At 60.3% G+C, this 25,884-nt stretch carries 22 protein-coding genes; 7 read left to right on the plus strand and 15 right to left on the minus strand.

Going from position 1 to position 25,884, the window contains the following annotated elements; genetic code table 11:
* Positions 1-9: 9 nt before the first annotated feature.
* From FCH38_RS04910 to FCH38_RS04935, 6 genes are all read right to left on the minus strand, one after another.
* Positions 10-1,929 carry a potassium transporter Kup gene (locus FCH38_RS04910; RefSeq protein WP_149898686.1) on the minus strand — a complete coding sequence of 640 codons (1,920 nt, stop codon included), beginning with the start codon at positions 1,927-1,929 and terminating at the stop codon, positions 10-12.
* Between the two features lie 15 nt (positions 1,930-1,944).
* Positions 1,945-2,922 carry a magnesium transporter CorA family protein gene (locus tag FCH38_RS04915; RefSeq protein ID WP_174373004.1) on the minus strand — a complete coding sequence of 326 codons (978 nt, stop codon included), beginning with the start codon at positions 2,920-2,922 and terminating at the stop codon, positions 1,945-1,947.
* 338 nt (positions 2,923-3,260) lie between these two features.
* A complete protein-coding gene (locus FCH38_RS04920) occupies positions 3,261-4,394 on the minus strand; it encodes an Mrp/NBP35 family ATP-binding protein (RefSeq protein ID WP_174373005.1) in 1,134 nt (377 codons plus the stop codon).
* Positions 4,395-4,523: 129 nt separating this feature from the next.
* Positions 4,524-5,747, minus strand: a complete 1,224-nt coding sequence (locus tag FCH38_RS04925) for a CmpA/NrtA family ABC transporter substrate-binding protein (RefSeq protein WP_174373006.1) — start codon at positions 5,745-5,747, stop codon at positions 4,524-4,526.
* 78 nt (positions 5,748-5,825) lie between these two features.
* A complete protein-coding gene (locus FCH38_RS04930) occupies positions 5,826-6,566 on the minus strand; it encodes a helix-turn-helix transcriptional regulator (RefSeq protein ID WP_149898683.1) in 741 nt (246 codons plus the stop codon).
* A gap of 209 nt (positions 6,567-6,775) precedes the next feature.
* Positions 6,776-7,645: an IclR family transcriptional regulator gene (locus FCH38_RS04935; protein ID WP_174373007.1), complete on the minus strand. Its 870-nt coding sequence runs from the start codon at positions 7,643-7,645 to the stop codon at positions 6,776-6,778.
* 70 nt (positions 7,646-7,715) lie between these two features.
* Here FCH38_RS04935 and FCH38_RS04940 point away from each other — a divergent pair, with 70 nt between their 5' ends.
* Genes FCH38_RS04940 through FCH38_RS04955 form a run of 4 tightly spaced genes read left to right on the plus strand, consistent with a single transcriptional unit; the run spans position 7,716 to position 10,948 of the window.
* Positions 7,716-8,498, plus strand: a complete 783-nt coding sequence (locus FCH38_RS04940) for an SDR family NAD(P)-dependent oxidoreductase (RefSeq protein WP_174373008.1) — start codon at positions 7,716-7,718, stop codon at positions 8,496-8,498.
* The gene (locus FCH38_RS04945) at positions 8,498-9,412 is read left to right on the plus strand and encodes a 2-dehydro-3-deoxygalactonokinase (RefSeq protein WP_174373009.1); all 915 of its coding nucleotides are present in this window, start codon (positions 8,498-8,500) and stop codon (positions 9,410-9,412) included. The genes FCH38_RS04940 and FCH38_RS04945 overlap by 1 nt, the downstream gene beginning before the upstream one ends.
* A gap of 14 nt (positions 9,413-9,426) precedes the next feature.
* Entirely contained in the window at positions 9,427-10,056 is a 630-nt protein-coding gene (locus FCH38_RS04950) for a 2-dehydro-3-deoxy-6-phosphogalactonate aldolase (protein WP_174373010.1), read from the plus strand.
* Positions 10,057-10,060: 4 nt separating this feature from the next.
* Entirely contained in the window at positions 10,061-10,948 is an 888-nt protein-coding gene (locus FCH38_RS04955; RefSeq protein WP_174373011.1) for an SMP-30/gluconolactonase/LRE family protein, read from the plus strand.
* A gap of 52 nt (positions 10,949-11,000) precedes the next feature.
* Here FCH38_RS04955 and FCH38_RS04960 read toward each other — a convergent pair whose 3' ends face one another.
* The gene (locus FCH38_RS04960) at positions 11,001-12,353 is read right to left on the minus strand and encodes a putative bifunctional diguanylate cyclase/phosphodiesterase (protein WP_149898677.1); all 1,353 of its coding nucleotides are present in this window, start codon (positions 12,351-12,353) and stop codon (positions 11,001-11,003) included.
* Positions 12,354-12,493: 140 nt separating this feature from the next.
* The gene (locus FCH38_RS04965) at positions 12,494-14,113 is read right to left on the minus strand and encodes a response regulator (protein ID WP_174373137.1); all 1,620 of its coding nucleotides are present in this window, start codon (positions 14,111-14,113) and stop codon (positions 12,494-12,496) included.
* A 405-nt stretch (positions 14,114-14,518) separates the two neighbouring features.
* Between FCH38_RS04965 and mutL the strand changes: the two genes are divergently transcribed.
* Both mutL and FCH38_RS04975 read left to right on the plus strand, forming a co-directional pair.
* Positions 14,519-16,351 carry a DNA mismatch repair endonuclease MutL gene (gene mutL / locus FCH38_RS04970; RefSeq protein ID WP_174373138.1) on the plus strand — a complete coding sequence of 611 codons (1,833 nt, stop codon included), beginning with the start codon at positions 14,519-14,521 and terminating at the stop codon, positions 16,349-16,351.
* A 139-nt stretch (positions 16,352-16,490) separates the two neighbouring features.
* On the plus strand, positions 16,491-16,712 hold the full coding sequence (locus FCH38_RS04975; protein ID WP_174373012.1) for a DUF2093 domain-containing protein: 222 nt from the start codon (positions 16,491-16,493) through the stop codon (positions 16,710-16,712).
* A 21-nt stretch (positions 16,713-16,733) separates the two neighbouring features.
* On the opposite strand, the gene lpxK is transcribed toward FCH38_RS04975, so the two are convergent.
* From lpxK to FCH38_RS05005, 6 genes are all read right to left on the minus strand, one after another.
* A complete protein-coding gene (gene lpxK, locus FCH38_RS04980) occupies positions 16,734-17,780 on the minus strand; it encodes a tetraacyldisaccharide 4'-kinase (RefSeq protein ID WP_174373013.1) in 1,047 nt (348 codons plus the stop codon).
* A 137-nt stretch (positions 17,781-17,917) separates the two neighbouring features.
* A complete protein-coding gene (locus FCH38_RS04985) occupies positions 17,918-18,655 on the minus strand; it encodes an HAD family hydrolase (RefSeq protein WP_174373014.1) in 738 nt (245 codons plus the stop codon).
* The gene (waaA, locus tag FCH38_RS04990; RefSeq protein ID WP_149898672.1) at positions 18,649-19,971 is read right to left on the minus strand and encodes a lipid IV(A) 3-deoxy-D-manno-octulosonic acid transferase; all 1,323 of its coding nucleotides are present in this window, start codon (positions 19,969-19,971) and stop codon (positions 18,649-18,651) included. Before waaA ends, FCH38_RS04985 begins: the two co-directional genes overlap by 7 nt.
* A gap of 214 nt (positions 19,972-20,185) precedes the next feature.
* Positions 20,186-20,425 carry a DUF4170 domain-containing protein gene (locus FCH38_RS04995; protein ID WP_046800695.1) on the minus strand — a complete coding sequence of 80 codons (240 nt, stop codon included), beginning with the start codon at positions 20,423-20,425 and terminating at the stop codon, positions 20,186-20,188.
* A 61-nt stretch (positions 20,426-20,486) separates the two neighbouring features.
* Complete coding sequence (locus FCH38_RS05000; protein ID WP_174373015.1) at positions 20,487-21,293, minus strand: 3'(2'),5'-bisphosphate nucleotidase CysQ; 807 nt, start codon at positions 21,291-21,293, stop codon at positions 20,487-20,489.
* A 93-nt stretch (positions 21,294-21,386) separates the two neighbouring features.
* Positions 21,387-22,733, minus strand: a complete 1,347-nt coding sequence (locus FCH38_RS05005; RefSeq protein WP_174373016.1) for a TldD/PmbA family protein — start codon at positions 22,731-22,733, stop codon at positions 21,387-21,389.
* A 116-nt stretch (positions 22,734-22,849) separates the two neighbouring features.
* Between FCH38_RS05005 and FCH38_RS05010 the strand changes: the two genes are divergently transcribed.
* On the plus strand, positions 22,850-24,676 hold the full coding sequence (locus tag FCH38_RS05010; protein ID WP_149898669.1) for a monovalent cation:proton antiporter-2 (CPA2) family protein: 1,827 nt from the start codon (positions 22,850-22,852) through the stop codon (positions 24,674-24,676).
* 202 nt (positions 24,677-24,878) lie between these two features.
* Here the strand turns inward: FCH38_RS05010 and FCH38_RS05015 are convergent, their stop codons facing one another.
* Positions 24,879-25,805, minus strand: a complete 927-nt coding sequence (locus FCH38_RS05015) for a patatin-like phospholipase family protein (RefSeq protein ID WP_174373017.1) — start codon at positions 25,803-25,805, stop codon at positions 24,879-24,881.
* Between the last annotated feature and the right edge of the window lie 79 nt (positions 25,806-25,884).

A 25,884-nucleotide genomic window follows, 5' to 3' on the forward strand; every position in this document is an offset into this window, starting at 1 on the left:
AGCGAATAATCACACGACGACGTGAGAACCCAGCTCCACCACACGGTTGGCCGGAAGGCGGAAATAGTCCGAAGGGTCGGCGGCGGTTTCGGCAAGCGCGATGAACAGGCGGTTCTGCCAACCCGGCATGCCGGATTTCGGATCCGGCACCAGCTTGCGGCGGCCGAGATAGAACGACGTCGACATGATGTCGAACTTGTAGCCGGTGCGCCTGAGATAACCCAGCGCCTGCGTGACGTTCTGGGTTTCCATGAAGCCGAAATGCAGTTCCACCACCGCGAAACGATCACTGAGTTTCGTCAGTGTGTACCTGTTCTCCGGGCGGACGCGCGGCTGATCCTCGGTGCGGATCGTCAGGATGACATTCTTGTCATGCAGGACGTGATTGTGCTTGAGATTGTGCAGCAGGGCCGCTGGTGCTGCCTCCGGATCGCCGGTCAGGAAAATCGCCGTGCCGGGCACACGCACCGGCGCATGGGCGCTTTCCTTTTCCACCGAGGCGACGAAAGCCTTCAGCGGCACGTCGCTGCGGCGGGTCTTGGCGAAGAGGATTTTCGAACCGCGCTGCCAGGTGGTCATGATGATGGTGAAGGCAATCGCCAGCATCACCGGCACGTAGCCGCCATCATGGATCTTCAGCAGGTTCGCGCCGAGGAACACGAGTTCCAGCAGCAGAAGCGGCGCCAGTACGGCAAGGGCGAGCCAGACCGACCATTGCCAACGTTTGCGCACGAATTCGAAGAACATCAAGCTGGTGACGACCATGGCGCCGGTGACGGAAATACCATAGGCGGTGGCCAGCGCATCGGAACTCTTGAAGGTGAGCACCAGAGCGACGACGCCGAACAGCAGGATGGTGTTGACGGCCGGCAGGTAGATCTGTCCCGTATTGGTTTCCGAGGTGAAGAGGATTTCCATGCGCGGCAGGTAGCCGAGATGGATGGCCTGACGCACCAGCGAAAACGCGCCTGTGATGACCGCCTGGCTGGCGATGATGGTGGCGGCGGTGGCCAGAATGACGGCTGGCAGGATCGCCCATTGCGGGAACATCAGATAGAACGGATTGGACATCGCTGCCGGGTCTTTGAGCACCAGCGCGCCCTGGCCGAGATAGTTCAGCGTCAGCGCCGGGAAAACCAGACAGAACCATGCCCACTGGATGGGGCGGCGGCCGAAATGGCCAAGGTCGGCATAAAGCGCTTCGGCACCCGTGATCGTCAGGAACACCGCGCCGAGCACAACGATGCCATAAAAGCCTTCATTGGCCAGAAACTCCACCGCATGCCACGGGTTGAAGGCAAAGAGAATGCCAAAATCATCGGCGATATGAACGAGGCCCACCACACCCATGACGAGGAACCAGACGGCCGTGATCGGCCCGAAGAATTTCGCCACCACTCCCGTGCCGTGCGACTGGATGGCGAAGAGGCCGATGAGAATGCAGACGGAAATCGGAATAATAAAGTCGTCCATGGCAGGCGTGACGAGTTTAAGACCCTCCACCGCCGACAGCACCGAAAGTGCGGGCGTGATCATCGCATCACCGAGGAAAAGTGCCGCACCGATGAGACCGAGCACGATGAGAACGCCGCGATGGGTGCCCGCCGTCTTCATCAGCAGCGCCAGCAGCGAGAGCGTGCCGCCTTCGCCGTCATTGTCGGCGCGCAACAGAAGCGTGATATATTTGAACGTCACGATGATCGTCAAAGACCAGAGCATCAGGGATGTCAGGCCGATGACTTCCTCTCGCGTCACGCCATCATAGGCGATCGGCCGCAGGGCTTCGCGGAAGGCGTAAAGCGGGCTGGTGCCGATATCGCCGTATACGACACCGATCGAACCAAGGATTGCGGCATAAAGCCCCTTGTTCTGATGTTTGTCGTCCGCATCCGGTTTCTCGGCAAGGTCTTTGTCAACGATCTGAGACATGTTGATTCTGGCTCCTCAGAGCCAGCCCTTCCAACGGAAAAAGAGAAACGGAATGATTGCGGACATCAGCATGATGACGAGCGCGAGTGGATAACCAAATGTCCAGTTCAACTCCGGCATGAGCTGAAAGTTCATTCCATAAACCGAGGCCACCAGCGTCGGCGGCAGGAACACCACCGAGGCGATGGAGAATATCTTGATGATGCCGTTCTGCTCGATATTGATGATGCCGAGAGACGCATCCAGCAGGAAGGTCAGATTGCCGGAAACAAAGGCCGCATGTTCGTTCAGCGACTGGATATCGCGCCCGATCGACTTGCCCTGTTCCCGCGCTTCCTTGTCCCCGCGAGCCTGATCGCTGGTGGACAGAAAGGTCTGCAGGCGCGCCAGCGATGCGAGGCTGACGCGCACCTTCGAGATCAGCCGGTGATAGGCGGCGATGTTGCTCAGGCGGTCTTCGAGATAGCGCGGCGCCTTGCGTTTGGACCGGGCCTGACTGCCGAGAATGTCGGCAGCGAGATTGTCGATGCCGGCGACAGAGTTTTCGAGAATTTCCGCCGTGCGGTCGACGATGGTTTCCAGCAGCTTCAGAAGCAGGGCCGTGCCGCTGCGCATTTCGTGCGGCACGCGGGTGATGGCGGCGATGAAGAGGTGGAAGGATTTCGGCTCGGCATAACGGATCGTCACGAGGCGTTTACCGGCAAGAATGAACGCGACATCCGTGAGGCGTGGATCGTCCGATTCCGCCTTCCACACCAGAGAGGCAGTCATAAAGACATTGCCGTCTTCCATATAAAGGCGGCTGGAGGGTTCGATATCTTTCAAATCCTCACGGGTGGGCAGATCGAGCCCCAGCAGTTTTTCCACATGCTGCTCTTCCGCCCTGTCGGGATTGACGATGTCGATCCAGACGATGTCGTCGGGAATCTGTCCGGAGCCGTCGTCTGGCGACAGGCTGATCGCCTCGCAATTGGCGCGATAGGCTTTTATCAATCCGCTTCTCCGGTCCACATCGCAAGCTTCAGCCGCAATGCTGCTTAACATATCCTGTTTGCGGTCGGCAAACCTTTGGACGACACTTCAGGGCACGCCGGAACGAGCGGGATTTCATATCTCGCCAGCCCGATGGACCAAGAGCCAAACGGCGCAGGCGTATGCGCCCAAAGCGAGATGCAATCAAGCAATATTTTTTCTCGACAGCATTGCAGGCGAAGCATTTCTCGATGTTCAAATCCAGAAACCTTGCCTGATACTGACGATTAATCTTCTGTTTTAAAAAGACTATTCAAGATCGACAGACGCCTCTTCGGTTTATGCCGAAAGCCGTTGCGTTATTCGAAAACGATCTTCGGCGCGGCTTTTCTCTCACCCGCGCCGATGCGCGCCCAGACTTTTTGCGCGATATCGCGATAAATTTGCGCCTGCGGGCCATCCGGCTCGACGGCGACGACGGGTGTTCCCGCATCCGATGTTTCACGGATGGAAATGGTGAGCGGCACCTCGCCGAGGAACGGCACGCCGATCCTCTCGGCTTCGGCCTTTGCACCACCATGGCCGAAAATATCATAGCGGGCACCGGTATCCGGTGCGATGAAATAGCTCATATTCTCGATCACGCCGAGCAAAGGCACTTCCACCTTGCGGAACATGGTGATGCCCTTGCGCGCATCGATCAGCGCCAGATCCTGCGGCGTGGACACGATGACAGCGCCGGCAAGCGGCACCTGCTGGGCGATGGTCAGCTGCGCGTCACCCGTGCCGGGCGGCATGTCCAGTACCAGCACATCCAGATCGCCCCAGGCGACTTCGCGCAGCATCTGCATCAGGGCGGACTGCACCATCGGCCCGCGCCAGATCATTGCCGCTTCCTCATCCACCAGAAAGCCCATGGACATGACCTTCAGCCCATAATTTTCCATGGGGAGGATGATGCGGTCTTCCTGCTGCTGCGGGCGGCCGGAAATCTTCAGGAGTTTGGGAAGCGACGGGCCGTAAATATCGGCGTCGAGCATGCCGACCTTGAGGCCGAGCGCCTGAAGGCCGAGCGCCAGATTGACGGCGGTTGTCGACTTGCCGACCCCGCCCTTGCCCGAGGCCACCGCGATGATGGCGCCGACGCCGGGAACACCGACCTTGGATGAGCCGGGCTGCGCGGCGGGCCGGCCGGATGCAGCGGCGGGGCGTGCCGGTGCCGGCTGTTGCGGCTGGCCGGGCTTGCGATCCGCCGTCAGCGCAACGACTGCCCCGACGATGCCAGGAACGCCCTTGGCCGCCTTTTCAGCTGCGAGCCGCAACGGCTCCATCTCCGCTGCCTTGTCGGACGGAACGGTAATCGAGAAATAGGCTTTCGCATCGGCGATGAAGATTTCCGAGACCATGCCAAGCGCCACGATGCTTTTGCCGCTGCCGGGATAGATGACGGCTTCCAGAGCGTTTTCCACCTGGTTCTTGCTGACTTCTGCCATTGTCTTACTCCGTATACATGGTCCGGCCGGATATGGGCATTCTTCCGCGCCATCCATAGACAAGCGGGAGCGCTTCGCCAATGGCAAAGCGCAAACAGAAGAGATTAGCGACGATTCACCGCTGCCATTTCAGATTTCATCGTCCATATCGAGCGTTTCAGGATCAAAGACCCGGCCGTCGAAAAAACAGTCAGGACCCAGGACCAGACCCGTGCGCGACGCGCCGACATGCACCGGCTCTCGGAGCGTGCCTTCAAGCTTCAGGTTGGCGCCCGGCACCGGCACGAAAAGCGGCTTCATCGCCTTGCGGAAAATATCCGGCCGATAGGCGTTGCGCGCGGCCTCCACCACGGCCGCGTCGAACCGACATTCGGCGGGAACCTCGCCCCAACGCAACATCTGGCTGAAGAACCAAAGCGCCTGGCTCTGCCACGGAAAATTCGCAGCCTTGGCGCTGGTCACGAAAAATTCCGGATAACGCCGCATGTCCTTCTGTGAGGTGGAAATATAGCCCGTCAGCGCCGGCAGCAGGAATTCGCCGTTTTCGTCCATATAATGAGGAGCAGCGAGAATACCGGTCAATTCCTCGATATTGGCGGAATTGGCGCACCATTCGCCAGCGCGGTAGAGCGCACGCAGCAGCCCTTCCAGCAGGGTGGCGTTCTCCTCAGCCCACTGCCGCTTCACGGCCAGTATCTTTTCCGGCGCATTGTGCCAGATCAGCGCCCCGGTCGTCACCATCCGTCCCGTACCACTGAGCACGGCGGCGCTGCCTGCGGGTTCGGCTGTACAGAGCGCATCGACCTTGCCGCTTTCCAGCAGGCCGGGCATGGCTTTCGGCAGGGCTTCGACAATTTCCATGTCGCGGCCAAGCAGCACGCCGCAGCTGCCAAGCAGATAACGCAACATATAAAACGGTGTGGACACGATATCTTCGACCGCAAAGACCGGCGGGTTTTTACCTGCCGCCCGCCGCGCCGCGCAGACGCGGGCCATGGCTCGCCCGAAGGCCGCAGGGTCCGGAAGCTTCAGACCTTCGCGGTAAAGCTCGTCGTAAAATTCGTGCGAAACGGTGGTTGCCGATCCACCGAGGGAAAGTGTGAAAACGCCGATAATATCGGCCGGCAGCTCATCGAGGCCCGCTGCGGAACCGACCGGCACCGGAGCGGGCAGATGAGCGACGTGAACCTCGTCCTCGGCAAGCGCCGTCAAAACAGCGCGTGCGGATTGTTTTCGGACGAGTTGCAGTTCTATGCCTTCATCGGCAGCAAAGCCTTTTTCGGCAGCGACTATCAGCACGGCGCAATCGACAGTCGGAGAAAATCCCGCTTTTACCTTATGCCGTTCCGGCAAACGATTTCTCCTTTCCGGTGATTCGAAAGAAGGATCGCCCAGGAAAGGGTTTATCACAATGATAAAATTACGATTTCGCTATTTTATCAAACCGACCCGCAATGCCTTGGCGACAGCCTGGGTGCGGTTGACCGTGTCGAGTTTTTTGGTCGCGCGGTTGAGGTAATGATTGATCGTATGTTCCGACAACATCATGATTTCAGCGATTTCGGCGCTGGTCTTGCCGGCCGCCGTCCAGTTCAGACAATCGATCTCCCGCTCGCTCAATGTTTCGGGAACCCTGAGATCAAGACGGCGGATTTCCGATAGCCGGGCAAAGACATGACTGGAAATGTAAAACAGTTCCGCCAGCCGGCTTGCCGGCAAAATCGTCTTGTTGCCGGAGAAAGACACCGCGCCCCGGGTGGTGGTGACATCGTGAACGGGAAACCATACGGAGTTGATCATCTCAAATCGCTCGAACAGGCCGATCACGTTCTTTTTGGCGATCGGTTCGTTGCCTCCATCCAGGAAATCCATGGCAACGGAAAAGGGCACAGTCGATTTTTTCAGCTGCGCCATCACCTTGCTGTTCTGCAGCATCCCCTCTTCATCGTACCGCTGCAGAAGCTCGGCCGGCCAGCTGGTGATGATGGTATATTGCGACAGCTCGCTCGCCAGTTCGGATGACAGGTCAAGCACCATAAAGGCCCTGAACTCCCAGGCCTCCGTCAACCGTTTCAAGAACCGGAATATGTCGAATTGCGTGTTCAGACCGGCGATCTCGCGAACGCAATCAACACCAATCGCCTGAACGGCGTCCGTCTCTGTTTTCTGCATGAAAGCTGTTCTTCGAGAATGAGAAATGCCGTCGCAAAGGCCACCTTTGCCCGGAAATTGCCGGGGATGTTACTCACCAAAATGATTCATGCAAACAAAAGTTGAAAACTTAATTCAGAATAGTCGAAAATAAGATTTAACTCGCGCAATTTGACGTTAGACACGTCTGCCCGGCCGCGAAAACAACGGAGCAGCGCCTGCGTTTTTCCTCAACCATCGGCAACCGGCGATAATCGGCAGGAAAGCTCCGCTGAAATTTTGTCCGCGGTTTCGCGCACCAGCGGCGCCCATTTGTAAAGCTGCTCCACATCCACCCGATAGGCGGGGCCGGTGACGGAAATCGCCGCAAGGAAATTGCGTCCCGGCGCATGGACCGGCGCGGCGGCGCAATGAATGCCGATCTCGTGTTCCTGAAGGTCGAAACCGTAGCCATTCACGCGAATGGCCGACACATCCCTTATCAGCGCCTCCGGCGTTATGATCGTATTTTCCGTAAAGCGGAGGAACTCCAATCCGGCAGCGAGGTCTGCCAGCGCATCAGCAGACAGCAGGGACAGCGCCGCCTTGCCCACGCCGGTGCAATAGGCCGGCGAGGTCTTGCCGACCTGCGAATGCATGCGCAGGGTATGTCTGCCCTCGATCTTGTCGAGATAGGTGACTTGCCCGCCGTTCAGAACGGCGAGATGCACGGATTCCTGCGTGGCATCCTGCAGCGCGGCCAGATGCGGGGCGGCGACGCTGCGCAGATCATTGCCGCTCCAGGCTTTCGCCGCAAATTGCAACAATCTCAGGCCGACGGCATAGGTCTGATCGTTGGCATGGTCGATCAGGCCTTCGGCGAGAAGATGGGCGAGTTGACGGTGAACCGTGCCGCGCGGCTGGCCGCAAGCCTCGACAACATCGGTAAAACGCATCGGTTTTTCCGCAAAGGCGATAAGCTCCAGAAGCGAGACGGCCTTTCCAAGAGTGCCGGTCTCGCTTTCCGTTTTTCGGGCGTGACCGGGAACGGGCTCATGCTGTTGGGCATTGGGTGTTTTATTATCGGGCATGGCAACATCCACCGTCATCTGCCTTGACATAAGTGTGACGCCAAGAGAATAATTCCATTTAGTAAAATCTAGTTCCATATATTGGAACAATCAAGCCCTTATGGATGAGACGATGTCGATGATGCAAGCCCAATTTCCCGACCTCAAGGATGCGGGGGTGCTCATTACCGGTGGCGGCTCCGGCATCGGGGCATCGCTGGTGGAAGCCTTCGCGATGCAGGGAGCGAGGGTCGCCTTCATCGACATCGCCGAAGAACCGAGCGCCGCACTTGTCCAGCGGCTCGCAGGAGTGGCTCCCCATCCGGTGCATTTTTTCAAGACCGACTTGAGCGACATTCCCGCCATCGGGCGGACAGTGGATGCGGCGGCCTCCGCCACCGGCGGCATCAAGGTGCTGGTCAACAATGCCGCGTGGGATGACCGCCACGACATCGACACGGTGACGGAAGCCTATTGGGACGCCAATCAGGCCGTCAATCTCAAGCAGATGTTCTTCACCGTTCAGGCCGCGCTGCCCTATCTCAGACAGGCGAAGGACGCATCCATCGTCAACTTTTCATCCATCTCATTTCTGCTGAACATGGGTGAACTACCCTCCTATGCAGCGGCCAAGGCCGGCATTATCGGACTGACGAAGAGCCTTGCCGGCAGGCTGGGACCTGACAATATCCGCGTCAACACGCTCCTGCCGGGCATGATCGTCACGGAGCGGCAGAAAGACCTGTGGCTGACCGACGAAGGCATCGCCGCAACCACGGCGCGGCAATGTCTCAAGCGCACGCTCGTCGCCGCCGATCTGGCCGGGCCGTGCCTGTTTCTCGCATCATCGACATCGAGCGCCATCACGGCGCAATCCATCATCGTAGACGGAGGCCTTCTATAATGTCTGAACCCGCTTTTATCGCCGTCGACTGGGGCACGACCAGTTTCCGGCTCTGGCTTCTGAGCCGTTCTGGCGCGGTGCTGGCTGAGCGCAGAAGCGCGGAAGGCATGACGACCGCCATGCGCACCGGCTTTGCCGAGGTGCTGCAATCGCATCTTGACACCATCGGCGCGCCGGACAATCTGCCGGTTCTCGTCTGCGGCATGGCGGGGGCGCGGCAGGGCTGGGTTGAGGCGGGTTATATCGACGTGCCGGCATCGCTTTCAGCGGTTCTCGACGGCGCGGTTCGTGTGCCGGGTCAGGCGCGGGATGTCCGCATTCTGCCGGGGCTGGCGCAGCGGGATAAAAATGCACCCGACGTGATGCGCGGCGAAGAAACGCAGTTGCTCGGCGCACTCGCCTCCACCGACGCAGGCGAAAAACTTGTCTGCATGCCCGGCACACATTCCAAATGGGTGACGGTCAAAGGCGGCGACGTCACCGGCTTTGCCACCTTCATGACCGGCGAACTGTTCGAAGTCATCTCCAAGCAGACGATACTTTCCCATGCGGTGGCCGAAGCGGACGCCTTCACCGGTGAACACGAGACCTTCAGGGCTGCCGTGCGCGACATCTACGCCAATCCGCAGCTCGCCACCAACCGGCTGTTTACCCTGCGCTCCGGGCAATTGCTGCATGGCCTCACCGCGACCGATGCCAAGGCCAAGCTTTCCGGCATCATGATCGGGCTGGAAATCGCCGGCGCGCATGCCAATGCGCGGCGGGATACGCCTGTCGTGCTGATCGGCTCCGGCGCGCTTGGTGCGCTTTACGAAGGCGCCTTCACGGCCCTTGATATCCAATATACGGTCATCGACGCAGACGAGGCCGTGCGGCGCGGATTGCTGGCCGCCGCCAATACCATCTGGTCATAAAAGAAAGACCCACCATGCGTATCCCCTTCCCTGCCATGAAATATCCGCTGATCGCCATCCTGCGCGGTCTGAAACCCGAGGAAACCGAAGGCGTCGTCGGCGCGCTGATCGAAACCGGCTTCCGCGCCATCGAAATCCCGCTCAACTCGCCCAATCCGTTCCGCTCGATCGAGATCGCCGCGAAGATGGCGCCGGCCGATTGCCTGATCGGCGCAGGCACCGTGCTCAGCGTAGAAGACGTGGATGCGCTGGATGCCGCCGGCGGCAAGCTGATGGTCAGCCCCAACGCCGATGCTGAAGTCATCGTCGCCGCGCGCGTCAAGGGCATGGTGACGATGCCCGGCGTTCTCACCCCAACTGAAGCGCTTGTCGCCGCAAAGGCCGGAGCAACGGGGCTGAAATTCTTTCCCGCCAGCATCATCGGCCCCGCCGGCATCAATGCAATCAGAACGATCCTGCCGAAGGATCTCATCATTGCCGCCGTGGGTGGCGTTTCCGACAAAAATTTCGCCGAATATACCTCGGCCGGAATTCTGGCTTTCGGGCTTGGAACCAGCCTCTACAAGCCGGGCATGACGGCGGCCGAGGTGCGTGAGCGCGCCACCGTCACGCTATCGGCCTATGACGCAGCCATCGGAGGATAAGAGCTTGGCAACCGTTTTTCCCTTTGCCGGACATGTGCTTGACGAAACGCCGATGATGCTTGGCGAAGGCCCGACCTTCGACCCCGCGACCGGCACCGCCTGGTGGTTCAACATCGTCGAGCGCGAGTTGCACGAGCTGCATTTCGCTTCCGGCCGCAAAACCGTTTACGCCCTGCCCTTCATGGGCAGCGCACTGGCAAAGATCAACGACCACAAGCAATTGATCGCCTCTGATGACGGGCTTTTCCTGCGCGATACGGCGACCGGCGTGCTGACATTGCATGCGGAACTGGAAAAAGACCTGCCCGGCAACCGCTCCAATGACGGGCGCATGCATGCCTCCGGTGCATTGTGGATCGGCACCATGGGCAGGAAAGCGGAAACGGGTGCCGGCAGCATCTATCACGTTGCCCAAGGCGTCGTGACGAAGCTGTTTGCCGAGGTCAGCATTCCCAATTCGATCTGCTTCTCACCGGATGGCGCGACGGGATATTACGTCGATACCAAGGTGAACAAGCTGATGCGGGTGCCGCTCGACGCTCAGACCGGCCTTCCAACCGGCAAGGCCGAGGTGTTCATCGATTCCGCCGGCGTTCAAGGCGGTATCGACGGGTCGGTATGCGATGCCGAAGGACATATCTGGAATGCTCGCTGGGGCATCGGCGTGGTTGATCGCTACGATACCGACGGCAAGCACATCGGCCGTTATGAAGTACCGGCGGGACAGACGACCTGCCCGGCCTTCATCGGCCCCGATGCATCGCGATTGCTCGTCACCTCCGCGCGGGAAGGTCTGGACGCCGACGCGCTTGCCGCCAATCCGCAGCATGGCCGGACGTTCGACCTCGGCATCGAGGTCAAGGGCCGGTTCGAGCCGCTTTACCGGCTCTAGGGCATTTCAGACATTCGCGGTTAGCCCGCGAATGTCGAACACCCGGAATGTCTCAGGGAATATCCGACAGGATTTCGCGATAGTTTTCGTGCAGATAACGCTGGGTCGCGGCGGCATCGGCGGGGCGGCCGTAGAAATAGCCCTGCCCCATGGCGCAGCCGAGCGCGCGCAGCTTTTCCTCTTCCACCCGCTCCTCGATGCCTTCGGCCACCACTTCGAGATCAAGTCCGTCGCACATGGCGACGATGGCCTTGATGATGTGTTCCGAGGGGCGGTCACTGCTGATGCGCGAGACGAAGGCGCGGTCGATCTTCACCTTGTCGAAGGAGAAATCGCGCAGGCGGCCGAGGCTCGACTGACCGGTGCCGAAATCATCAAGCGAAATGCGAACGCCGGCACTCTGCAACTCGCTGATGATGCGTTGCGCGGTCTCGGCGGACGTCATGACAGCCGTTTCGGTGATTTCAAGCTCCAGCCGGTGCGGATCGAGACCAACGCGAGCGAGGATCGAAAGAATATTGTCGGCGGTGCTCGGGTCCATCAATTGCGCGGAAGACAGGTTGAAAGACAGGAACAGCTCGCGCGGCCAGAAGAGTGCTGCTTCCGCCGCCTTGCGGAGCAGGGCTTCCGACAGCGCGTCGATGAAACCCCGTTCTTCGGCGAGCGGCACGAAGACGGCCGGCGACACGAAGCCGAGATCGGGATCGTTCCAGCGGGCCAGCGCTTCGAAACCGATGACCTTCGCCTCCTCCAGCCGGACGATGGGCTGGAAATGCACATCGATCGCATCGGTGATGATGGCGTTTCGCAGAGCCTGCTCCAGCTGCGTGGCGCGCTTCATTTCCTGCGCAATCTCACGCGAATAGACCGTTATCTGGCCGCGACCGCGTCGCTTGGAGCGGTAAAGCGCCGTCTCGGCACTTTTCAGCAGGTCCTCGAAATCATCGCCGGCAAAGGGATAGATGGCAAAACCGAAAGAGGAAGAAAGCCGGACGTTACGATCGCCGAGATCATAAGGGGCCGAAAGCACATCCTTGATCATGTTGCCGATGCGCTCCGCGCCGGTGCGCTCGAACACCAGCGGCAGCACGAAGGCGAATTCGTCGCCGTCATGGCGCGTTACGATGGCGCCATCGGGAATGCAGGCCTTCAACCGGTGCGCGACCTGACACAGGATTTCATCGCCCGCCTGCACACCGAAAAGATCGTTGATGGGTTTGAAACCGTCTATATTGGCGATGCCGACGGTGAAGGGCGCGGGGTCGCTGGAGCGTTCGCTTGCCAGCATACGGATCTTGTCCCGCAGGCGGTAACGGTTGCCGAGCCCCGTCAGAGGGTCACTGTAGGCCATCGCCTGCAGCTCGTTCTGGCTGACCTGCAACGATTGCGGTTCTGCCCGTTTCATTCCTGCATCCCGTTAATCCTGTGTGAACGCGCTCACAATGCAGGGCAAGTATTAAAAAAACCATAGAGTCGCGAACCAAAAACGCGGCGGCATTTTCGGAAAGTCTACAGCTTGCGAAAAACGGCCCGGTCAGTGGGCTTTCAGGCCTGCAGCCGCACCGCATCCGTGCCGAAAAGGCGCAGGAAAACCGCTTCGACCATGTCAGGACTGACGGGTTTCAGCAGCATGTCGTTCATTCCGGACGCCAGGCATTTGTCGAGATCGCCCTCGAAGGCGTGGGTAATGACCCCGACGATGGGAATGTTCTGGTCCCCGGCCAGTTCCCGCATGCGGCGGGCGACCTCGAAACCGTCAATATCGGGAAGCGTCGTGTCGAGCAGCACGACGGTGGGCGCCTGCTCCGCAAAAAGCCGCAAGGCCTCCTCACCCGAGGTGGCGAGCCGCCAGGAAAGCCCCAGTCCCTCGAGTATCTGCGAAAAGACGATCTGGTTGACCCGGTTGTCCTCAACGAGAAGTATCTCGCAGACACCGCCCGTCTTGAGGGTCTTGGGCAGGTCTTCCGTCATGATCTCCCAGTCTTCCTCCGGCGATTTCTCGCCAGGAGATGAACTGAGACCAATGGCGACGTAATTCAGCAGGGATGCGTCGATGTCCTCTTCCTCAATGGTGACGACTGGCAGGTCATGCGCAGCGGCGATATCGAGACATGTGACGCTCATCTGGGCATCGACCACGACGACATCGATGTCCACGCCGGCGGAGGTAGCGATATCGATGAATGCCTGCTGTTCTTCCTCGCTTGTCACTGCCGCATGATCCATGCCGCCTGCCGTCAACCGGCGGCCGGCAGCTTCGGCAAAACGCCCGCTTTCGGAGACGACCAGCACCGCCTTGCTTTTCAGCAGGTCTTTGGCCGGCGCGTCCTCCTCGTCCTTTCCATAGGTGGAGGCGACGAAGGCGACATGTTCGAGCGAGGGGATGACGGGCCTGCCGTCCGCATCGACGGTAGCAAGTGCGGTGACATCCTCCATGGTCGTCACCAGAAAATGCCGGCCCGGGCGGCCCACGCGCTGCTTGCGGGTAATCGTCAGCACCTCTTCGCCATTCAGGCGTTTCACCCTTTCGGGAATGAGGCTCGACGTGCCGCTGTCCATGACCGCGCGGTCGGCGGCATCGATCTGCGCGGCGACCTTGCGCGAATGCAGATCGAAAACCGTCTTGCCGAGAATGCTCTCAGCGCTGGTTTCAACCATGGTGCAGGCGGATTTGTTGACGGCCGCATAGGCCATGTTCCGATCCTTGACGAAGACGGGAAACGGCAGATTGTCGAGAATGTCCTCGATCAGCTGCACGCGCTCAAGGTCGATGCGCCACTGTTCTTCTCTCTTCTTCTGTTCGGAAATATCGGCGATGACGCTGATACCGAGCCCGGATGGCAGGCGGTTCATGACGAAACGCAGAAAACGCTCGCCCTTCAGACGTTCGGTTTTTTCCGATCTTTCCTTCCAGTGCAGCGCCAGCCGCTCGCCGATCCATTCGTCCCGCCCGAGCTGGCGGGCATTGGCGGCGAGATTTTCCGTCTCCAGCAGATAACAATCGTAAAGCGCGCTCAGATAGTCGCGCAGCCGCGCACCGGGGCCGACAACGGCCTCTTCCAGCGGGAAAAAATTCAACAGTTTCCGGCTTGCGAAAATAATGTGATCGTTACGGTCGTAGACGACGATCGCCGCGCCAAGCGCGTCGCAAAGGGCATCAAGCATCACCGTATGAACGCCCGCGCCGGTGGGCGCCAAATCACTCAACTGCAAACTCCCGCCTGTTAATGGGTCAGGCTTATGTTTCTATTGGAATCGTTCAGGGCAGATGCCGGGATGAAACGACAAATTCCGAAAAAGAGACATCAGGGTTCGCCACTTGAAGCAGTCTTGAGGAGAAGATGACGTTCACCCATAGTCGACGTCACACACCACCCAAAAAGGGGGCCTCTTGCCTGCGGTCATTTCAAGCCGCCCCACCATAATCAGGGCCGATTAAAAGCGGATTAACGCTTACCCAGATGTTGACGGAAATGATCAAATGCCCGGAAGTCCACAAAACATGTGCAAAGTGCCGCAATTGGCGTTTTTTGCTTTCGAAGCCATGGCGAATCCGCGAAAATGACGATCATGGCCATCAAGCAGCTTTCAGAAACCCTCATCAACCAGATCGCCGCCGGCGAGGTCATCGAAAGACCGTCCAGCGCCACGAAGGAACTGGTGGAAAACGCCATCGACGCCGGCGCGACCCGGATCGAGATTGCCACGGCGGGCGGCGGCAAGGGGCTGGTGCGCATTACCGATAACGGTTCCGGCATGTCACCCACCGATCTGGAGCTTGCGGTGAGGCGCCATTGCACCTCGAAAATATCCACGACCCTGGATGACATCCGCACGCTTGGATTTCGCGGCGAGGCGCTGCCCTCCATCGGCTCGGTTGCCAAGCTTTCGATCACCAGCCGCCAACAGGGCGCGGAACAGGGTTCGGTGATTTCGGTCACCGGCGGCAAGGTCTCCGAGGTGCGCCCAGCCGCCTCGAATGCCGGCACCATCGTCGAGGTGCGCGACCTGTTCTTCGCCACGCCCGCGCGGCTGAAATTCCTGAAGACGGAACGGGCGGAGGCGGCCGCGATTACCGAGGTCGTCAAGCGGATGGCGATCGCCTTTCCGCATATCCGCTTCGTGCTGTCAGGCACCGACCGTTCGACGCTCGAAATCCCCTCGACCGGCGATGATCATCTGGCCCGCATGGCGCAGATTCTCGGCGCGGACTTCAAGGACAACGCCATCGAGATCGATGCCGGGCGCGAGGATGTGACGCTTTCCGGTTTTGCCGGCGTGCCGACCTTCAACCGTGGCAACTCGGCGCATCAATATGTCTTCGTCAACGGCCGCCCGGTGCAGGACAAGCTGCTTTTATCGGCCATTCGCGGCGCTTATGCCGAAACCGTGCCGCATGGACGATACCCGGTCGCGGTGCTGTCCATCACGCTCGACCCCGCTTTTGTGGATGTGAATGTGCATCCGGCGAAATCCGACGTGCGGTTTCGCGATCCCGGCCTCATTCGAGGGCTGATCGTCGGCGCTATCCGGCAGGCGCTGACGCGCGACGGTGACAGGGCAGCGACGACGGGTGCGAGCCAGATGATGAACGCCTTCCGCCCCGGCTACAGCCCGTCCGGCCTGCGACCCTCCCCTTCCATGCCGGCTTCCGCGCCGTGGTCCGCCGCCACCTCGCCTTCACGGCCGCTCGCCGTTTCCGGGGACATGCAATTTGCGGAAGCGGTGCAATCGCGCTTTTCCGACATTACCATGCCGACGGCGCGGGCCGAACCGCGTGAGACCTATGAGGCTTCCGCAAGCCCTTCACCGGAGTCAGTGCTGTATCCGCTTGGAGCGGCACGGGCGCAGCTGCACGAGAACTACATCATCGCGCAGACGGAAAACGGCCTCGTCATCGTCGATCAGCATGCCGCGCATGAGCGGCTGGTGTTCGAGGAAATGCGCAATGCGCTGCATTCCCGCCGCCCGCCTTCGCAGGTGCTGCTCATCCCTGAAATCATCGACCTGCCCGAAGAGGATTGCGACCGGCTGATGGATCACGCCGCCGGTTTCGATGCGCTGGGCCTCGTCATCGAGCGTTTCGGGCCGGGAGCGGTTGCGGTTCGGGAAACACCGGCGATGCTCGGCGAGGTCAATGTGCAGGGGCTGGTACGCCAGCTTGCCGACGAGATCGCCGAATGGGACGCCGCCTCGACGCTTGCCAATAAGCTCGAATATGTCGCGGCCACCATGGCCTGCCACGGTTCCGTGCGCTCCGGCCGGCGCATGCGGCCGGAGGAGATGAACGCGCTTCTGCGGCAGATGGAAAACACGCCGGGTTCGGGACAGTGCAATCACGGCCGTCCGACCTATATCGAACTGAAACTTTCCGATATAGAACGGCTTTTCGGCCGAAGCTGAGGCGCGACCGGGCGGGGCTGGCCTTGGGCCGCACCGGACTGTATAAATCTAGGACATTGGAGCAGCCGGGTTGTTCAGGAAAACGCTACGCCGTTTCGGACTGGGTGCGCTCACAGGACAGAGCAGGAGACGAAAACGGATGAACAGATTTGAGGGAGGCGGAAATCGTCTCGCCGTCATCGAATATCTCGACGGTGACTTCCGGATCGTGCAAACCGGCTCACATGTCGTCTGCGCCCTGACCGGCAAGGCCATTCCGCTCGACGAATTACGCTACTGGAGCGTGGCCCGGCAGGAAGCCTATGTGGATGCCGCCGCCTCGCTGGAAGCTGAACGAAAGGCCGGCAATCTGCCGGCGTGAGCCGGGAAGCCGACTTCTATTCTAGAATGACGACCGTGCATTTTCCCGCAGCATGCGGGCGCGGCAATGCTGGATCGCGGCATCGATGATCGTCGCGGCCGCATTGGGGTCATCAAACACCATGTCGATCTCGATCACCTGACTGTTCCATAGCAGCTCTTCCGCACGGCCATGATGCCCGTTGAGCCGCACGGCATCCTTGGCCGTCGTCACCAGTTGCAAGTTCTCCTTGCCCGCATCCTGCAGGAGATCGGCGACCTCGTCGTCGCTGAAATGGTGATGGTCCGGGAAGGAGCGCTGCTGCACGATGTCGCCGCCAAGCGCCTCGACGGTGCGATAAAACTTGGCCGGATCGGCGATGCCGGCATAGGCCAGCACGCGCTTTCCCCTGAAATCCTGCGGCTCCTGCGGCGTGATCGCCGCGACGAAGACGGGTTTGGCGGCCTTTGCCGCCCGTCTCACCAGCGGATCGGCGGCATGGCCATTGCCCACCTTCAGAAGACCAGTCATCTGCCGCATCTGTTCGGCAAGCGGCGCACGCACAGGGCCCCCTGGCACAAGATGGCCATTGCCGATGCCACGCATCGTATCAATGACAACAAGCGCATAATCCAGCGTCAGGCGGGCGCTCTGGAAACCGTCATCCATGATGATGAGATCGACACCCTCTTTCACCAGCCGGTGAGCCCCTTCCACGCGTCGGCGCGAAATCACCGTCACCGCCTCGCGCGCCAGAAGCAGCGGCTCATCACCGACATCGGCGGAGCGATGGTGCTGCGGATCAACAAGGGTGGTGACATCGAGCGTGCCGCCATAACCACGGCTGAGGAAACCGGGTTTGAGGCCTTTAGCAGTAGCAGCCCGGGCGATTGCCATCGCCGTCGGTGTCTTGCCCGCTCCGCCGACGGTGAAATTGCCGATGCAGATCACCGGAACGGATACGCTTGCCCGCTTTGCCGTCCGCATCCGCCGTCCGGCGACCTTGCCGTAAAGAAGCGAGAAAGGCGACAGGAGCCATGCCTGCCAGCCCGCTTTCTGCCACCAGAATGGCGGCGCTTCAGAAACCATCTATGCCCGCTCCCGGCCGCGTCGCCCACGGCATTCGTTCGGATGTTACACGTCAGGGGTTGTTTGCCAGAAAAAACCGTAAATTGCAAAATTGGAATAGACGGATCGAAGAAACTCTCCGCTTTCCAGGGCCAGGCTCAAACAACCCGTTCCGGCAGCAGCGCTTCAAGCGCGGTAATATCATCGAAACAATAATGCGCATCCGCATCGAGACTTTCGCGTGAGCCGGTTCCCGTCAGAACGGCGATGCGCAGGCCCGCACCCGCATTTTTCGCCATATGCAGATCGTGGTTATTGTCGCCGACCACAGCCACACGTTCCGGCGGAAACCCTATTGCTTCGCAGAAACCGAGAACCATTCCGGGCTGCGGCTTGGTGCCGTAACCGCTGTCATAACCCGCGACGAAATCAATATCGCTCTCGAAACCGAAGCGGATCGCCGTCTGGCGAATGGAATTTTCATTGTCGCTGGAGGCGATGCCGAGCTTATAGCCGCGTGCCTTGAGCCTTGCGAAAAACGCCTTGAGATCGGTGACGGGCACGGATTTATCCGCGGCCTCGGTGAAGAGCCGGTCGAGGCGCTTTGTCAGTTCACCGACATCGCAGGGCGAACCGGCGGCGACCAGACCGGCGGCGATTTCCGCCGTATTGCCGGCGGCGAGCAGGCTGTCGGGCACCACATGGCCGGTGACGGGGTCCATGCCGCAGGCGATGAGAAGCCGGTCGGCAAGCGCCGCGTCGCCCTTGGCTGCGATCGCCGCAAGCTCGCGGTTTACCGGTCCCCAGCTGGCGTCATAACCTAAAAGCGTTCCGTCCTTGTCGAAAAGCACAGCGGCAATCGACGGCGTCGCGTCAATTTTGATATCCGCTACCATGAACCGATGGCGCTCCGCGGTTGCAGCTTGGCCGAAACGGTGAGCGGATTGATATAGGGCTCCAGCGCCTTGACAGTGGAGGACAGCGCACCGCGCATATCCTGAATGACCCGGTTGCCGGCATCGATCATCTTGTAACGCTCATTGTCGTTGACCAGCAGATAATGCACGGCCTTCGCCAGCATCTCGACATCGCGGATGATGCGACCGCCGCCGGCGCGGATGAGCTTCTGATAGGCCTCGCGGAAATTCTGAACATGCGCGCCCGACAATACGGCACAGCCGAGCATGGCCGGCTCAAGCGGGTTCTGCCCGCCTTCCGCCGTCAGCGAGCGGCCGACGAAGGCAAGCTCGGTCAGCCGCAGGTATAGTCCCATCTCGCCGATGGAATCGCCAAGGAAAATATCGGTTTCCGGCGTGATCACGTCGTTGCGGCTGCGGCGCGCCACCGTCAGTCCCATGCCCTTCAGCATGGCCTCCACATCGTCGCCACGCTCGGGATGGCGCGGCACGATGATGGTCAACTGGCCGTTGCGCGACTTGATCGCCGCATGCACGGTGGCTGCGGCCTTTTCCTCACCATCGAAGGTGGAGATCGCCGCCCATGTCTTGCGATTGCCGACCTGCTTGCGATAGGTCTCCAGCAGCGCCTCGTCGCAGGGCGGCGGGTCGGTATCGCCCTTGAGATTGCCTGATATCACCACCGGCCAGGAGCCAAGATCACGGAAACGTTCGGCATCGAGATCGGACTGCGCCACAACCAGCGCCAGCTTGGAAAACAGCGATTCCGCAATATCGTGACGGTTTTTCCAGCGGTCGAAGGAACGGTCGGACAGACGGGCATTCACTCTTATCTGCGGGATATGCCGGCGCTCCAGTTCCATCATCGTCACCGGCCAGATTTCCGATTCAGCGGTGATGGCGGCATCCGGCGCCCAATAGGTGAGGAAACGGTTGACCGCGATCTTGATGTCGAGCGGCACATATTGGTGGATCACATCGTCGCCAAGCCGGGTACGGGTCAGTTCGGCCGAGGTGACGGTGCCGGTGGTCAGCAGCACGAAGATATCGCGCTTGCGAATTTCGCGGATCAGCGGGATGAGGGCAAGCGTTTCGCCCACACTTGCGGCATGGAACCACACGAGCGGCCCGCGCGGGCGCTCGGCGCTGGCGTAACCGAAACGTTCGAAGCGGCGGCGTTTGTCTTCCTTGCCCTTCGCAGCCCGCCAGGAAAGATAGGGTCGGGCAAAGGGATAGGCGGCGATACCGGCGATCCGGTAACCCGAAAGAGCGAAACGTGCGATACGGCTGCTCATGACATTCTGCCCTTGATCATTCCGCGCAATGCCCTGCCCCTGTTCTTGTTGTTATCGCCGCCTACTTCTTCTCAAATTGCGTCATTTTTTGTCATCGGAAATCAAAGCGCGATCACATTTTCTCGTGCCGGAACCCCGGCCTGCCATTTTCAAGCAGGAATCACGGAAAAGCGCGCCCTCACCCAATAGTATTACAACGCAAGGGCAAAAGGACTCAATTTTTGTCGTCGGGATTGAGAAGACGGTGCATATGCACGATAAAATAACGCATATGGGCATTATCGACCGTCATCTGCGCCTTGGATTTCCATGCCGTGAGGGCTGAAGCATAGTCCGGATAGATGCCGACGATATCGAGCGCATTCAAATCCCTGAACTGAACATCCTGAAGGTTTTCCAGTTCGCCGCCGAAGACGAGGTGCAGCAGCTGTTTTGGTTTGCCGGATTCCGTCATGTCTTTATCTCTTTCTTAAACGCTGAGAGAGGCCTTCATCTGCGGGATTTCCGGGCAAACGTCAACCGTCGGAGAGATGTGAAAACGCATTCAAAAGCGCTGGCAGCGCATAATTTGCTGCGGCGCACAATGCGGAGTGGTTCACCTCACGACGATTATACATCAGAGGTTTTCCATCAAGGCCGACAAGCTGCCCGCCCGCTCTTTCCAGAATGAGGTCGGCAGCGGCCAAATCCCACTCGTGCGAGTTGGCCTTGACCAGCGTTCCGTCAATTCGGCCATCCGCCACCATCGCCAGCCGGTAGGCGAGCGAAGGCACATGCGGAATGCGCTTGACGCCGGCGCGCACCTCTTCCGGCAGATGCGTGATCACATCTTCCGGCGCAGCCAGATGGAAGATGCCGGCATTTTCACGCACGGCGAAAACTGGCTCTCCGTTCTTCAGTGCTTCACCGCCTTCAAGCGCGGTAAACTCCTCGGCAAGCGCCGGCGCAACCAGCACACCCACCACCGGCCGCCCCTCATGCACCACCGCGACGCTGACGCACCAGGTATCCCGCCCTCCAATAAAGGCGCGGGTTCCGTCGATGGGGTCAACGACGAAGACGGTGGAGCGGGAAAGCCGGTCCGTGTCATCATCCGTCTCTTCCGAAAGCCAGCCATAATCCGGCCGGGCGGAACGCAGGATGGTTTCGAGAATTTCGTTGGCGGCGTAGTCGGCGGCGCTGACCGGCGAAAGCCCGCCATTCTTCCACCAGACCTCGGGGTCCTTGCGGAAGAAACCCAGAGCCGTCTCGCCAGCCTTGCGCGCGGCTTCAAGGACCAGCCGCAAATCGGAGGCCCAGCGGGCCTCAGCCATATCGTTCATTTTGCCGTCTTTTCCGCGCGCCTCAAACGGCGCGCCTGTTTTTCTCTTCGCACTTGCACACAAAGTACCGACGAAAACAACCCGCGGGCCGTGTCACTTGCCGGCGATCGTCATGCCTTCGATGGCAAGCGTTGGTGCGGCGACGCCGTATTTGCGGTCAATATCATCGGCCGGTGTGACCCGCATGAACATGTCCTTCAGGTTCGAGGCGATCGTCACTTCGGACACCGCGAAGGTCTTTTCGCCGTTCTCGATCCAGAAGCCGCTCGCGCCACAGCTATATTCACCGGTGAGCATGTTAGCGCCATGGCCGATCAGTTCGGTGACGTAAAAGCCGGTTCCAACCTGTCGCAGCAAATCCTGCGGCGAGATATCGCCCGGTTCCAGAGCCAGATTGCTGGAGGACGGCGATACCGACGTGCCGCCACGCACACCACGCCCGTTGGTTTCAAGCCCGAGTTCGCGCGCCGCCGAGGTGGAGAGGAACCAGTGTTTCAGCACCCCGTCCTCGATCATCGTCATCTTCTCGCCCCGGACACCTTCACCGTCAAAAGGACGGGAGGACGGGCCGCGGACGATCTGCGGATCGTCGGTGAGGTAAAGGCCCTTTTTCAGAACCTGCTGGCCCATTTTGTCGCGCAGAAAGCTGGTCTTGCGGGCGACCGAAGCGCCGTTGATCGCGCCGGCGATCGCACCGACGAAACCACGGGCGATGCGCGGATCGAATACCACAGTAATGTTGCTGCCCGTATCGACCTGACGGGGTCCTACCCGCCGCACGACTTTCTCACCGGCGCGGCGGCCGATTTCTTCGGCTGCATCCAGATCGGCATAATAAAGCCGGCTGTCGAAATCGTAGTCGCGCTCCATCTTCGTGCCTTCGCCAGCGATGACGCTGACGGAGCGGCTGAAGCGGCTGCCCATGTAGCTGCCGGAAAAACCGTGCGAGGTCGCGAGCACGAGGCCGCCCATGCCGCTCGATGCACCGGCGCCGGAAGAATTGCTGACACCCTTGACGGCGAGTGCGGCCTCTTCCGAAGCGAGTGCCGCCTCACGCAGCTGATCAGACGACACCTCGGTCGCATCAAAAAGCTGGAGATCGTCATAGGACGTCGCCAGCCGCTGTTTGTCCGCCAGGCAGGCGAAGGGGTCTTCCGGCGAGACCTTGGCCATGGCCACTGCCCGCTCGGCCAGCGTCTTCAGGTCGAAACCGGGATTGGCCGAAACGCTTGCCACCCGGCGGCCAACAAAGACGCGCAGCGAAAAATCATCGCTTTCGGAGGATTCGGTGCTTTCCACCTTGCCAAGCCGCACCCCGACCGATTGAGACCGGGAGCGGACGACAACGGCATCCGCCTCATCCGCGCCCGCTGCACGGGCAAGATCGACAAGTTCGCTGGCGCGATCGAGAAGTTTGGAAGAATCTATTTCTGAGGACATGAGTTGGCCTTTCATTCCTGTTCCATTTATTGTGCCAGCAACCCCGCATCAAGGGCGAAACGCCGCTTTCTCAATCGGCAAGGCTCTATCGCCACCATATTCGAAAGTCAGCCCGCATGACCGAGCACGACGCTCTCTTTTCCGAACCATTGCTGCTTCTGGCCGGCGCGGTCATCGCGGCCTCGGTTTTCCGCAAGCTCGGGCTTGGCACCGTGCTCGGTTATCTGGTGGCCGGCATCATCATCGGGCCGTTCCTGCATCTGGTCACAGATGCGAAAGACATTTTCAATGTCTCGGAACTGGGCGTGGTTTTCCTGCTGTTCATCATCGGTCTGGAACTCAAGCCGTCGCGCATCTGGCAGATGCGCCGCGATATTTTAGGGCTCGGGCTGGCGCAGGTGCTGGTGACGGGCAGCGCACTGGCGGCGATTGCGTGGTGGGCCGGCTTGATCGACGCGCGCGGCAGCCTTGTCGCCGGCTTCGGCCTTGCGCTGTCCTCCACCGCCTTTGCGCTGCAAATCCTCGAAGACGACGGCGACATGAACACGCGGCACGGCAACCGCTCGTTTTCGATCCTGCTGTTTCAGGATCTCGCCATCGTGCCGCTTCTCGCCCTCGTCACCATTCTTTCCAACCGGCCGGACGTGGCGTCGGATTCGATGGTTTACGATCTCGTCGCCTCGGTCGTTGCGGTGGCGGGCATGGTGCTGGCCGGACGCTTCCTGCTGACCCCGATGTTCCAGATCATTGCCCGCACGGGTGCACGCGAGGTGATGATCGCGGCGGCGCTCTTCGTTGTCATCGGCGCTGCCGCCATCATGGAGGCTGTCGGACTGTCGATGGGCATGGGGGCGTTGCTTGCGGGCCTGATGCTGTCGGAATCTTCCTACCGGCATGAACTGGAGGCCGATATCGAGCCGTTTCGCGGGCTGTTGCTGGCGCTGTTCTTCATGGCCGTCGGCATGTCGCTGCATGTCAACATCGTCTATGAGCACATTGTCCTCATCCTGATCGCCGTGCCGGCAATGATGGCTGTGAAGGCAGCGGTGATCTACAGCCTTTGCCGCATTGCCGGCTCTTCGCGTTATGCATCGAGCCGTATCGCGCTGCTTCTGGCGCAGGGCGGCGAATTCGGGTTCGTGCTCTTCACCACCGCCGCCGCCTCCGGGCTGTTTCCACAGGCGACCGCCTCAATTCTCGTCGCCATTGTCACGCTTTCCATGGCGCTGACGCCGCTTCTGGCGGTGATATCGCGCCGTTTGACGGCGGAGGACGCCGCCGAAGACACGCTGGACGAAGATTTCGACGGGGCTGGCGCGGACGTGCTGATGATCGGCTTTTCGCGCTTCGGCCAGATCGCCTCACAGATCCTTCTCGCAGGCGGGCGTGACGTGACGGTCATCGACAGTTCCGCCGACCGCGTGCGTCAGGCCGCGCGTTTCGGTTTCCGCATCTTTTTCGGTGACGGCACCCGCAAGGATGTGTTGATCGCGGCCGGCATCGAACGGGCCGATCTGGTGGCAGTCTGCACCCACAAGAAGGAAGTGACCGACCGCATCATCGACATGATCCAGTCGGAATTTCCAAGCGTGCGCATCTATGCTCGCTCTTATGATCGCGTGCACTCCCTCGATCTCAGAAAAAAGGGCGTGGAATATGAACTGCGCGAGACGCTGGAATCCGGCCTGCTATTCGGCCGGCGCATTCTGGAGGGGCTGGATATGGATGGCGAGCGGGCGCTGGCGATCTCCGACGACATTCGTGAACGCGACGAGGAGCGGCTGCAGCTTCAAGCCGTGGAAGGCCTCGCCGCCGGCCGGCAGATGCTGCACAACAAGCCGGTGCGCGAGGTGAAACCGGAGCCGCTGATGAAGCCGAAGAACAAGGCGGAGAAGCGGGAGGAGGAGGATATGGAGGACAGCGAGACGGAAGTGTCGTTGTGAACTTCGCGGCACTGGCTGAGAGGGCCCCGCTTGTTTCTTCTCCCCGAGGGGGAGAAGTCCGCGGCAGCGGGACGAGGGGGCAAGGTAGTGAGATACGGCAACGTTGCCCCCTCATCCGACCCTTCGGGCCACCTTCTCCCCGACGGGGAGAAGAAACACGTGGCAACCGCTCGCTCCGCAGCGAATACTTAGGGAGCAGCGCTCAAGCCTCGACGCCCTGCCCGCGATGAAACAGCTCCACCTGCATTTCGATCTGCCGTTTCAGATCGTCCTTAATGCCGGCGGAAGCGTTCAACACCTCTTCCGACTTCAGGAAATCCAGCACGCCGAAACGGTGAACTGGCGGCCGCAGGAAAATGTGGGGTGGGCGTAGTCTCAGCTTCAGGGCAATCGCCGCCTGCATCATCAACTGGCTGGCGCCGAACAGGCTTTCCAGCCGGTTGGGCATAGTGGTGCCGTCACCTTCCGGGCCGCCGACAACGTCGACGCCGATGACGATATCGGCCTTGTCCAGCAGATGTTCATAAGGGACCGGATTGAAGATGCCGCCATCGATCATGATGCGGCCATCGATGCGAACAGGCATGAACAGCGCTGGAATGGCGGCGGAAGCGGCGAGTGCCTGGATTATTTCGCCGGTTTCCACCACCACTTCGGTCTGCGCGTAATAATCGGTGGTCAGCACCTTCAGCGGGATGGCGAGTTCCGAAAAATCCTTCGGCAGGGCCTGCGGCATCAGGGCGTGCAGGATGAGTTCGAGATTGAACTGGCCGAGGCGAAAACCATCGACCGCATGGCGCATCGAGGCTGGGCCGAGGCTCCAGAGCCGGTTTGCAACCGAGCCTTTGCGCCCCATGAGTTCGAGGGTGTATTCACGGATTTCCCGGCCACTCATGCCGGCCGCCATGCCCGCGCCGATGATGGAGCCGATGGAGGAGCCGGAGAGTGCTACCGGACGGATGCCGAGTTCGTCGAAGGCCTCAACGACATTGATGTGGCAAATACCGCGGGCGCCGCCACCGCCGAGCGCCAGTCCGAATGTCGGCTCATGGCCACCCGCGCCGGCGCCTTCGAGGACATCTTCCCCGGCATGCACGATCGTGACACTCTCGTTTACACCCTGCTCCATGCGAATACCCAAATTCTTTCCGCAGAAAAAATCCTGCCTATTGCGCAAACAAGACAAGACCGTGGCGTGACGGGAAGGC

It is taken from the genome of Agrobacterium tumefaciens (assembly GCF_013337285.1).
GTDB classification, from domain to species: domain Bacteria; phylum Pseudomonadota; class Alphaproteobacteria; order Rhizobiales; family Rhizobiaceae; genus Agrobacterium; species Agrobacterium burrii.